The sequence below is a fragment of the Brevibacillus sp. HB1.4B genome (assembly GCF_013284285.1).
Taxonomy (GTDB): domain Bacteria; phylum Bacillota; class Bacilli; order Brevibacillales; family Brevibacillaceae; genus Brevibacillus; species Brevibacillus porteri.
Genome location: NZ_JABSUT010000015.1, coordinates 17,687 through 29,288, shown reverse-complemented (window position 1 = coordinate 29,288; position 11,602 = coordinate 17,687). Strand labels below are relative to the sequence as shown.

General features: G+C 48.4%; 12 protein-coding genes. All 12 read left to right on the top strand.

Annotated features, from left to right (window positions below; translation table 11 throughout):
• Positions 1–19 precede the first annotated feature (19 nt).
• Entirely contained in the window at positions 20–2,053 is a 2,034-nt protein-coding gene (locus HP398_RS27550) for a copper amine oxidase N-terminal domain-containing protein (RefSeq protein ID WP_173624223.1), read from the top strand.
• 183 nt (positions 2,054–2,236) lie between these two features.
• Positions 2,237–2,521, top strand: coding sequence for a sporulation protein YabP (yabP, locus tag HP398_RS27545; protein ID WP_007726414.1), 285 nt, complete (start codon positions 2,237–2,239; stop codon positions 2,519–2,521).
• Entirely contained in the window at positions 2,518–3,090 is a 573-nt protein-coding gene (gene yabQ, locus HP398_RS27540) for a spore cortex biosynthesis protein YabQ (protein ID WP_017246952.1), read from the top strand. Before yabP ends, yabQ begins: the two co-directional genes overlap by 4 nt.
• Before the next feature lie 18 nt (positions 3,091–3,108).
• Positions 3,109–3,417: an FtsB family cell division protein gene (locus tag HP398_RS27535; RefSeq protein ID WP_017246953.1), complete on the top strand. Its 309-nt coding sequence runs from the start codon at positions 3,109–3,111 to the stop codon at positions 3,415–3,417.
• Positions 3,418–3,458: 41 nt separating this feature from the next.
• A complete protein-coding gene (locus HP398_RS27530; RefSeq protein ID WP_017246954.1) occupies positions 3,459–3,830 on the top strand; it encodes a S1 RNA-binding domain-containing protein in 372 nt (123 codons plus the stop codon).
• A 285-nt stretch (positions 3,831–4,115) separates the two neighbouring features.
• Positions 4,116–6,590 (top strand): stage II sporulation protein E, encoded by a 2,475-nt coding sequence (spoIIE, locus tag HP398_RS27525; RefSeq protein ID WP_173624222.1) that lies wholly within the window; start codon positions 4,116–4,118, stop codon positions 6,588–6,590.
• A 139-nt stretch (positions 6,591–6,729) separates the two neighbouring features.
• Positions 6,730–7,491, top strand: a complete 762-nt coding sequence (locus HP398_RS27520; RefSeq protein WP_017246956.1) for a vWA domain-containing protein — start codon at positions 6,730–6,732, stop codon at positions 7,489–7,491.
• A complete protein-coding gene (locus tag HP398_RS27515; protein WP_254476415.1) occupies positions 7,481–8,416 on the top strand; it encodes a serine/threonine protein kinase in 936 nt (311 codons plus the stop codon). Before HP398_RS27520 ends, HP398_RS27515 begins: the two co-directional genes overlap by 11 nt.
• 15 nt (positions 8,417–8,431) lie before the next feature.
• Complete coding sequence (locus tag HP398_RS27510) at positions 8,432–9,181, top strand: threonine/serine exporter family protein (protein ID WP_017246958.1); 750 nt, start codon at positions 8,432–8,434, stop codon at positions 9,179–9,181.
• A gap of 5 nt (positions 9,182–9,186) precedes the next feature.
• A complete protein-coding gene (locus HP398_RS27505; RefSeq protein ID WP_017246959.1) occupies positions 9,187–9,633 on the top strand; it encodes a threonine/serine exporter family protein in 447 nt (148 codons plus the stop codon).
• Positions 9,611–11,041 carry a tRNA lysidine(34) synthetase TilS gene (gene tilS / locus HP398_RS27500; protein ID WP_173624220.1) on the top strand — a complete coding sequence of 477 codons (1,431 nt, stop codon included), beginning with the start codon at positions 9,611–9,613 and terminating at the stop codon, positions 11,039–11,041. The genes HP398_RS27505 and tilS overlap by 23 nt, the downstream gene beginning before the upstream one ends.
• Positions 11,038–11,577 carry a hypoxanthine phosphoribosyltransferase gene (gene hpt, locus HP398_RS27495; protein WP_017246961.1) on the top strand — a complete coding sequence of 180 codons (540 nt, stop codon included), beginning with the start codon at positions 11,038–11,040 and terminating at the stop codon, positions 11,575–11,577. Before tilS ends, hpt begins: the two co-directional genes overlap by 4 nt.
• Positions 11,578–11,602 lie beyond the last annotated feature (25 nt).

Sequence of the window (11,602 nt, the reverse complement as noted above, 5' to 3'; positions counted from 1 at the left end):
AGAGAAGGAGGCGTTACCGTTGAAAAAAAGCGTAAACAAAGGGATCTCAGTGCTGCTGGCCACTGCGGTTTTGGCAAGTCCACTGATGCTCGAGCCAAAAGCGGCTTATGCTCTCTCTATTGAGGATGTTTCTGCAGACGATACCGATGCAGACGAGGAAACAGAATATACGATTGAGTTTGAAATCAATAAGGAATTAACAGCAGGGGATAGTATTTACGTTAGATTCCCTTCAGATTATTCGGTAGATAAAAAGCTGAGAACATCAGACATCACGCTTGAAGATGACGATGATGATGAGATCTCGATCGACAGCGTATCCGTCAGCAAAAATGTAGTGGAGATTGAAGTCGATGAAAAGATCAAAAAAGGCACTGTTCTCACATTGACTATTGATAACATCACCAACCCGGAAGACAAGGGCAGCTATGAGATCGAAGTAAAAACGAGTGAGGAAAACAGCTACAAGGGTAAAAAAATCACCATCGGCAAATCTTCGAGCAGTAGTAGTAGCAGCAGCAAGGGCGACTTCGAGGCCTCCCATAGTAGTAAAAATGCCGAGGACGGAATCTCCTTAACGCTCGGAAAATTTAATCTTTCCTCGAAGAGCAAGCTGAAAGATGGCAAGTACATTTATGTCGATTTCCCTTCCAAAGACATGCTGCCAAAGAGTATTAGCAAGTCTGATGTGACTGTAAATGGGTACAAAGCAGAATACGTCACGATCGTTGACAACGACTCGATTCGGATTGAGGTTCCGAGTGGTGCAGACGGCGATAGCTACATAAAGCTGGAGTTTACGTCCTCAGCGGGGATTGTAAACCCATCCAAAGCAGACAAGTACTATTCGTATGAAATTGAATATGACAGCAAGAAATACAAGTCAAAAGATGTTGAAATTACAGGCATAAGTAATACGCCATTCACCGTTTCTTTGTCGGACAGTGCAGCTGGGGCGCGCACGAGCTATACGTTTGAAGTGGATCTTTCCTCCAAGCTGGGGTCGAACGCAGAAATCGAAGTTGAATTCCCAAGTGAGGTAACTGTTCCGCCGATTCTTACCAGCAATAGCGTCACTGTCAATGGTTCTCAAGTGACGAATGTAAGCGTGTTGGGGAATAAAGTTTATTTCCGCACGCCATACGGATTCAATGGCACAAATCGCGCGAGCATCAAGTTTGCATTCGAAGGCTACTTGACCGCTCCGAAAACAGCGGGAACATATACCGTGGCGGCCAAGATCGACAACAAGTCCTATAAGTCGAAGGAATTCCAAATTACAGGAATGACGCCACCAGTCGCCGTGGACAATGCATTGGCAACGGTTGGGCTGACGAGAGCGACTGCCTCTACTCCTGCTGGAATTTCAATCGGTATCAAAGCCATGGGTGCTCCGATTGTTCGCAATCAGGGATTCATTGAAGTCGTACTCCCTGTTGGCTTCCGTGTTCCAGCCTATTTGCCAGCAAACACAGTAACGGTGAACGGTGTGGCCGCTAGCTTTGTTGGTGTGCGCGGACAAAATCTGATTATTATTCCTGCCCAGGATATTCCGGCAAAAACAGCAGCTCAGGTCAATATCGCCGAGACAGCTGGTATTGTGAATCCGGCTACTCCAGGTGTGTACAACATTGGTGTCTACAACTCCGAGGAGAGGGGCTTACTCTTCTCTCGTCCAGCGACCATCGTGTCTCTAAATGGCGTCAGCTTCAAGCAGAACGTCGCTTCCTTTACGAAGGCTGGTAAAACAACCGGACTCGCAGTGGCACCGTATACCGTAAATGGCAACACGCTGATGCCAACTACGTTCTTCCGTGATGCCCTCGGGTTTTCGATCAGCTACACCAAAACGACTGCCAAAGTCGTGAGCGGCAATACGGTCATGCAATTCAAGGTCGGTTCAAACGTAGCGACCATCAATGGCAAAAATGTAACGCTGCCTGCAGCGGTTCAGCTGAAAAACAACGTTCCTACTCTGCCTCTTAAAACCATCACGGAGCGTACCGGTTACAAAATCATCTATGTGAACGGGAACTACACCGTTTACAAGTAAGGACAGTCTGGCAAAAACCCCGTATTCATACGGGGTTTTTTTTGTAGAAAACATCGAAATGTTATTCATTAGAGTTAATGCGACCGCTTGCAGTCAACAAAAACGGTATTGACCGTTTTTGTTCTATCAGGACATCCCTCCCCATATGATAGTACAAGAAGGGTACGTGAGGAGGGAGTAATCATGAACGATCACACGAGACGGCCACGTCATGAAGTCGTGATGATTAATCGTCGCAGCTTAGCGATATCGGGAGTAAAAAACGTCGAAAGCTTTGATAGCGAAGAATTCCTCTTGGAGACGGACGGCGGCTTTTTAACCATACGAGGCCAAAACCTGCATATGAAAAATCTGAGTTTGGAAACCGGAGAAGTAGCGATCGAGGGGCTCGTTCACGAGATGGCCTATCTGGAGCAAGGGCAGGCCGGCGATCGGTCGAGAGGATTCTTCGGCAAGTTATTCAAGTGAACATTGCCATCCAGTTACAGACGGTATTGGCCATGTCGACGTGTGGTGCACTGATGGGTATGGGATTCGATACGTACCATGTATTTAAGGGCAAGGCCAGACTGCCACTCTGGTTAGTCTTTTTCTTTGATATCCTTTTTTGGGTGGGCAGTATGGGCGCTGTCTTCTTGATTTTGGTGAAAGTGAACGACGGGATTATTCGGTTTCCGATATTTTTTGGAATGCTATTTGGCGCGTGGCTTTACTTCTTATTAGGTAGTAAGAAGTATATCCTTTTCTTGCATCGCGTGATAAAATTCTGTCAGTGGTTTTACCGTACGGTCGTAAAAATTATAGACATCCTGCTTGTACGTCCTGTGCTCTTTCTTTTCCGAGTGATCATCATGGTGCTGACATTTTTGTATTCCGTGTTGCTCGCGATTCTCGGCTTTTTGTGGAAAGTGACGCGTTTTGTCACCTCCCCTTTTGCCAGATGGGGTCAACATTTGTGGAAAAAAATGTACGGAAAAACAACAGGAATTTGGACCAATTGGAAGAATTGGTTTCACTCAAAGAGAAAGCGGGAGTAGATTCGAGGTGGCGTACTGATGAAGGAAGCAAGAACCTCTTCCATTAACCGAAAAGGGCAAAGAAGGAGAATGCGTCTCTTTTTCTTTGTGATCCTGTGCTTTTTCGTCTGGACTAGCTATACCTTGTTTTTGCAAAGTGGCGAGTTGTCCAAGAAGGAGACAGAGCTGGAAGCCCTGAAGCAAGAATCAGCGATCTTGCAGCAAAAGCAAGAAGATCTGACCTATGAAGCAAGCCGATTAAACGATCAGGAGTACTTGGCAGAGCTGGTCCGTAAGCGAATTTTGTTTACCAAGCAGGGCGAAAGCATCTATATCATTCCGGATTGAGTATACATCTGATCTTCAACGAGAGGGAGGCATTCCACGTCATGGAGATCGAGGTCGGGAGCATACTGGAAGGGAAAGTCACGGGTATCACCAAATTCGGAGCGTTTGTTCAACTGCCGGGCGATGTGACCGGACTGGTGCATATTAGTGAAATTGCTGACGTCTACGTCCGGGACATCCATCAATTTTTAAAAATGGGAGACACGGTAAAGGTAAAAGTCCTCAGCCTCCGTGAGGGCAAGATCGGGCTTTCTATCAAAAAAACAATGGAAAAGGAACGGCCACCCCGCTATCAGCGGGAGCGAAGTGAAGGTTTTGAAGAAAAGCTGAACCGCTTTTTGAAAGAAAGTGAAGACAGGCAGTCCTCCTTGAAGAAAAGCGTAGAGAAAAAGGGTCGCGGTCGGTCTTTTTGATTCGGAAAATTGTGACTTTTCTTTCTTTGTGAAAAGCGCATTTTGACTGTAAAAATAGGAAGGTCATTTCAAAGTCTTGACGAATAAAGTATCCTAAGCCCGTTTCGCAAAGCGCGAATCACCTGTCAGCCGACGTTATCCGCCATAACGTCGGTTTTTTTTGTCCGTTTTCGCTACTGAATTTGTCGCACGATTCTGTGAATATTCATTGGATTTTTGACAAATTTTACAATGCCCCCTCCGTATAATGGAGAAACACATTGACCAAGAACGGGGTGGAGCGAAATGATTGCGAACAAAAACGTAACACAGGCCGGACAAGCTTGGACGCGGCAAGTGTCCGATCGAATGGGTACCACTGCCCAGACGTGGGGAGAAAAAGTAGCAGATTTCATAGAAAAGTGGAATGTTCTCCCCATCCTCATGGGCTTCTTATTAGGACGAGCTCTGATCGTGGAAGAGCTAACCCCCTTTGCTATACCGTATTTCATTGTCATGTTTTATATTCGCCGAGATTGCTTGCTTGTCACGGGGATGGCTCTTATTATCGGCGCTTTTACCCAGTCGGTGCCTGTTGGACTGGAAACAGCGTTGAGCGTGATACTTGCCTTGTTTGCCTGCAAATTGATGAATAAAATGCGCAAGAAAGATTTTTCACGGACGCCTTTGCTGGTCGTCGGGACGATTTTCATCAGTCGTCTGTTGTATGCGGTTCTGACCAATCAGGTAACGACCTACGAGCTTGTGATGGTAGCAGTGGAAGCGATTCTTGGCTTTGTACTGACGCTCATCTTCATCCAGTCCTTATCAATCATTCATTTGGCGAAGCCTTACGAACCTCTCAAAAATGAAGAGATCGTTTCGTTAGTCATTTTACTGGCTTCCTTGATGACGGGTACTGTGGACTGGATGGTCGAAGGCATTTCGATGGAGCATGTACTTACACGCTATTTGTTGCTCGTCTTTGCTTTTGTCGGTGGTGGCACGATCGGTGCGGCTGTTGGTGTGGTCACAGGTCTCATCCTCAGTCTGGCTAATGTGAGTGCGCTTTTACAAATCAATCTGCTCGCTTTTTCCGGTCTTTTGGCAGGCTTGCTGAAGGAAGGCGGCAAAGTCGGCGTATCCGCAGGCTTGTTGATTGGTACGGCTATTCTTGCGATTTACGGTGGAGCAGAAGAGACACTCTACTACTCCTTGATTGAAACCTCTCTGGCCATTGTGCTCTTCATTCTGACCCCTGCTGCTCTTTGGAAAAAATTGGCCCGATTTATTCCTGGGACCCCCGAGAATCTACAATCCCATCAAGAATACATGCGCAGAGTCCGCGATGTGACAGCGGGCAAAATCCAGCAATTCTCCGATTTGTTTACGCAACTCTCCCATAGCTTTGCCCAGACAGCCGATCCTGAAGAAATAGAAGAACAGGCCGATGCCTTTCTCAGCCGCGTATCTGAATTCACCTGCCAGAAATGCTGGAAAAAAGAACAATGCTGGGAAAAAGATACGCAATCGACCTATGAGGGAATGCGCTTTTTAAGGGAAAAAGTGTATGAGCACGGTACCTTGGCAGGTGTTACTCCGCCGCGTGATTGGGAGCGCAAATGCGTCAAAACCGACAAGGTCATGACTGTAATGGAGCAAGAATACGATCGCCAGCAGTCGTTTGACCAACTGAAAAAGCAGGTAAAGGAAAGCCGGATGCTTGTAGCTGACCAGCTATCGGGAGTTTCTCGTGTCATGAGTGATTTTGCCCGGGAAATACAACGAGAGGGCATGGAGCTGAGCTTTCAGGAAAAGCAGGTCTCACAAGCATTGGAGGGTTTGGGTCTGTCGGTACGCCGCGTAGAAATACACAGCTTGGAAGAAGGCAAGGTCGATATCGAAATCAGTCAGCCGACTTGCTATGGCCGCGACGAATGCGCGAAGATCGTGGCTCCCATGCTCACGGAGATTTTGGGAGAAAACATTGTGGTTCGCGAGCGGCATTGTGAAGCGCAAAAAGACGGCTCATGCACGATGTGCCTTGCTTCCGCCAAAACGTATGAAATCGATATCGGGGTCGCAGGTGCGGCCAAAGACGGTAAGCTATTATCCGGTGACAGCTTCCGCACGATGGATTTGGGTAATGGAAAAATGGCGCTGGCGATCAGCGATGGAATGGGAAATGGCGAGCGGGCATCCATAGAGAGTCAATCCGCCCTCGATATGCTCCAGCAGCTTCTGCGATCTGGTATGGACGAAAAAATTTCGATCAAAACCGTTAATTCCGTGCTCGCCCTGCGCTCCAAGGAGGAAATGTTCGCGACGGTGGACTTGGCTCTGATCGATTTGCAAACAGCTCATACGCGTTTTGTAAAAATCGGCTCCACCCCGAGCTTTGTCAAAAGAAATAAAGACGTCATCACAATCACCGCAAACAACCTGCCAGTGGGGATTTTGGAAGAAATCGAGGTGGATGTTGTATCTCGTATGCTCAAGCCAGGTGATTTGCTCGTAATGATGTCCGATGGCATCTATGAGGCGCCACGTCATATTGAGAATAGGCAAGCGTGGATGAAGCGAATCATCAGCGAACTGGAGACGAATGATCCGCAGGAGGTTGCTGATTTACTATTGGAAAAAGTCATTCGCCAGCATTCCGGACAAATTGTCGATGACATGACCGTGTTGGTGGCGCGAATTGACCGCTTTGTACCACAGTGGGCTGCCATCGCAGTGCATGGGATGGAGAAGCTCGAGCGTCCACGGATTGTGAGTTAGGAGTATGTTTTCTCTATTACCCGTCGATACTGTTGCTAAAAATATCCTGCGAAGTGAAGTGGATGTATGGTCGCTGCGCGGAGCAGGGAACCTCAACAATAGTTGAGGCAATAAAAACAGATCGAATGGGGAGATTATTGTGAAAGAAGCGACACTTCGTCAAATACTGGTAGTGACAGATGGCTGCTCCAACTCGGGAATGAGTCCCGTTGCTGCAGCGGCATTGGCACGGGAGCAAGGGATTACAGTCAATGTCATTGGTGTAATCGACAAGAGTGAGTTGGGTGAAAAAGGGGAGAAGGAAATCAGGGATATTGCGGAAGCAGGTGGTGGACTCTGCGACATCGTGTTCCCCCAACAGCTTGCGCAAACGGTACAAATGCTGACGCGAAAAGCAATGACGCGCACCATTCATCAAGTGGTCAATAAAGAATTAAAAGAGATTTTGGGCGATTCCGGAATAGAGGAGCTGGCACCTGATAAAAGAGTGCAGGTGGCCGGAATGGTTGACGAGTTGGGTGAAAAAAGCAGCTTGAACGTCGTGATGCTGGTGGATACCTCAGGAAGTATGAAGCCAAAGCTGTCGGCTGTTCAGCAAGCGATACACGATTTCAGTATCAGTCTGCATTCGCGGAGTGGACAAAGCAGAATGGCGGTCGGTTCATTTCCGGGGAAACAAAAGCATCTCGATATCCGCATTCCGTGGACAGAAAAGGTCGAGCAGGCTCATCAAATTACGAGTGATTTGGCGATGAGCGGAACTACTCCTACTGGCCCCGCCATCGTAGAGGCAATTGCCCTGTTTGAGCAGGACAAGCTCCCACGCTCGCTGCAAGAGCGTTACATCGACCAAGACGAAGAGGACGACTCGAACGGAATGCTGCGTGACCATGTCTTTTAAGGCAGCCACCCCCGACCTGCCCAAGCACTTTACAGGCAAATGGAACAAAAAATCGTATCACGTCTTACGGGAGTTGGGGCGTGGTGCAAACGGGACCGTGTACTTGGTATCCCAAGGTGGCGTACAGCGCGCGGTTAAGATCGGTGTGGAAGGCATAGACATTTTAATGGAAGTGAATGTGTTGAAAAGCACACAGCAGGGGCGGGATTCCAAAGTGGGACCGCTCCTGTGCGACGTGGACGATCTCGTTGTAAACGGGAAGGCCTGTACGTTTTATGCTATGGAGTATCTTCAAGGCTTGCAATTGGATGAATATATCAAGCAAGAGGGTACGGACTGGGTGGCCGTGATGATGGTTCAATTGCTGGCGCGACTGGATGTTTTGCATCAGCATGGCTATATTTTTGGTGATTTGAAACCGCAGAATGTGATGGTTACCCAAACGAACAAGCAGGTACGCTTGATTGATTTCGGTGGAGTGACCAAGCTGGGCAACGCCGTTCGGCAGTTTACAGAAGAGTATGATCGAGCTTTTTGGCACGCAGGTGATAGACGGGCTGAAGTAAGCTATGATCTGTTCTCGACAGCCGTGATGATGGTGCGTCTGACGGTTGGAACGGAAACGTGGAAAAACAGCCTTGGTGACCCACGTCACACGATATTGCTCTGTGATATAATACGAAAAAGTGACAGCCTGTACCCTTACCGGGAGCCTTTATTGAAGGCGTTTCACGGTAAGTTTGCGACCGCGAAAGAAATGCGTGCGGAGCTGTTGGCAGTCTTGCGAGATAGCATGGGCGCCAAACCGCAAAAGACGCAAAAGAAAGCGCGGACGAAAGGGAATGTAGGAGCGGGCATTAGCGGTCTTTTTGTCGCCTCGTTACTCCTATTGGCTGGCACTTTGTATTACGCATGGTTTATGTGAAGGATGTGACGGTTCGTGTCCTCAGATTTGGTGATGGATACTTGCTTGTTGGCAGGCTCGATTATTTTGAAAAACGGTGGGGAGACATATCGGACGGAAGAGACAATGGCATTGATTGCGAAGGCTGCGGGGATGGATGATGTCAACAGCTCTGCTACGCCCACGAGCATCATCTTGTCCTTTCGTTGCAGTGGACTGGATCATACAAGAATGGTTCGCACCCCCAAACGTACGACCAATCTCAATAAAATTACGCTGGTGAATGATGTTTCCCGACAGTTTGTCGGTGGGAAAATTAATTTGGAGCAAGCCTATCGGACGCTGCGTGAGATCGATCAAAAAAAGCAGATCTATCCGAAATGGTTGCAGCATCTAGCAGCCGCTACGGCCAGCGGCTCCTTTTCTATGCTTGCAGGGGGAGATTGGGGTAGTCTGATTCCTTCTGCGATGGCAGGGTTGATTGTGAATCTGAGCCAGGAATATTTAGAACAGTTTGTCCGGATGAAGTTTTTTACGGAGTTCTCTGCCGCTTTACTAGGGGGACTTTTCGCGTTGTTGACCGTGACGATCTTTCCGCAGTTGCATTTAAGCATCATTATTATTGGTGCGATGCTTCCGTTGTTTCCGGGGATCGCCATCACCAACTCGCTTCGGGATTTGATGGCTGGTGATTTGGTTGCAGGTGTTTCACGCGGAGTAGAAGCCATGCTGACAGCTGTCTCCGTAGCGGTAGCCACAGCCATTATTCTTTCGTTTACGAGGTGAGTACGATGTTGATACAAGGATTGGCGCTTAGCTTCGCCTCTTCAGTAGCGTGGTGTGTGCTGTTCAATGTGCCGGTTCGAACCATCGTAGCGGGTGGTTTTGCTGGAGTGGTCGGTTTTCTCGTCTACTCGATTCTTCCTATCTACGGTGCAGAGGTATTGTTGTCGACGTTTGTTTCGGCGGCGGCTGTCTCTTTGCTCAGTCAGCTCTTATCTATTATACTGCGAGTTCCTTCTACGAATTTTAGTGTCGCGGGCATAATTCCACTGGTACCAGGATCGTTGGCTTACAAAGCCATGCTTGCTTTTGTGAACAACGATTATGTCGGAGGGATTACACTGGCGACCAAGACTTTGATGGTGGCTGGCGCGATTGCTTCTGGACTTATATTTGGAATTTCGGTTCTGACGATTTGGAAAGGAGCCCGCTATGCTGGCAAGCGTGCGCAATGAGATTGAGTCCGAGGGGCTTTTGCTTCCAGGTGAGACCATTGTTGTCGGAGTTTCCGGTGGCAACGATTCTACCGCACTGTTGCATATATTGGCTTCTCTCAATCAACAATACCAGTATAATTGGAAGCTGCATGCTGTCCATCTGAACCACGGCTTTCGTGGGGAAGAAGCAAGGCAGGACGCACTCTATGCAGAAGAGCTGTGTCGTGAACTCGGCGTGGCTTTCCACCTGTTTGAGTATGATGTCCCCGCTTATATGGAAAAAACGGGACTGGGCGGGCAAGAAGCAAGTCGCGACATTCGCTATCGGCTGTATCGAGAAGTAGGTCTGGCGCAAGGAGCGACCAAGCTGGCATTGGCCCATCATGCTGACGATCAGGTGGAAACGATTCTTTTTCGTTTTGTGCGAGGCAGCAGGTTGCATGGACTGACAGGGATGCCGAAGCGAAGAATGCTTGCGGATTGCCCGATTGAGCTCGTGCGTCCGCTCTTGCATAAAACGCGTCAAGAACTGGAAGGCTACTGTCGGGAACATCAACTTGTCCCTCGTGAGGATAGCAGCAACCAATCGCGCAAGTATACGCGCAATCTGCTGCGTCTGGATGTCATGCCCTTATTGGAAAAAGTGAATGACAAGTATCGGGAGCATATCTTGGCTACCGCAGAGGCAATCCGGCAGGACGAAGCGCTTTTAATGAGGCTGGCGATTGAGCAGTTGGACGAGGTAACGATTGAGAAAAAACCCGAAGCATTTTTGATGGACAATGACAAGTTTCAAACTTGTGACGTTGCTTTACAAAGGAGAATGATTACTCTAATATTAAGTTATCTCTCAAAACATACCGAATGGTCTTCGCAACATGTGGAGACCGTTTTGCACATGCTAGGGGGAAGTCGCCCTTCTGCGGAATTGCATTTGCCCAATGACCTGGTAGTCGACCGGGTGTACGAGCGAATCACTTTTCGTCGTAGAAAGCGACAGGATCGCATACATACGTATAGTTACGAGCTCGCCGTTCCCGGTGTAACCTGGATCGACGAGAGTAAGGCCACGGTACATATTACTTACCTGGAAGGTCCCATGGATTGGGAGCGACTCCCGGCGAATGAAGCGGTCTTTGATGCCGATCAGTTGCCAGGATCGCTGTATTTGCGTAACCGAAAACCTGGAGACCGCATCACCCTGTTTGGCTCAGCAGATGGAAAGAAGAAGCTAAAGGATTTATTGATTGATGCCAAATTTCCGCGAGCATGGCGTGACAAACTTCCGCTTTTGACGGCGGGCGATGAGGTGATTTTGATACCAGGTGTGCGCCGTTCCGCCGTAGCGCCTGTCAGTGGACAGACCAGGCGTTTTCTACACGTGCGGGTAGAGTTTGGAGAAGATTGGCGGGAGGTTTTTTCATGAATCAAGACATCGAGAAGATTTTGCTATCAGAAGAGGATATCGCAGTAAAAGTTCAAGAATTAGGCAAGACGCTGGCTGCAGAATACAAGGATAAAAATCCATTGGTCATCTGCGTGCTGAAAGGTGCAGTCGTTTTCATGGCTGATCTGATCCGTCACATGGATATTCCGTGCGAAATGGATTTCATGGCTGTTTCCAGCTACGGAAGCGGGACAGAATCCTCCGGCATGGTGAAAATCTTGAAGGATCTCGATACATCTGTGCAAAACAGACATGTGCTGGTTGTAGAAGACATCATGGACAGTGGGCTGACGCTGAGCCGCTTGGTAGAGCTGTTGCGCCATCGGGAAGCTGCTTCCGTAAAAGTGGTGACTCTCTTGAACAAACCAGAGCGTCGCAAGGTGGATATTTCACCAGACTATAAGGGTTACGATGTTCCAGACGAATTCGTTGTGGGATACGGCTTGGACTATGACGAGCACTACCGTAATCTGCCTTATATCGGTGTATTGAAGCCTGAGGTCTACACAAAGTAGGTTTGTTGTGGAGACTGTGCTTTCT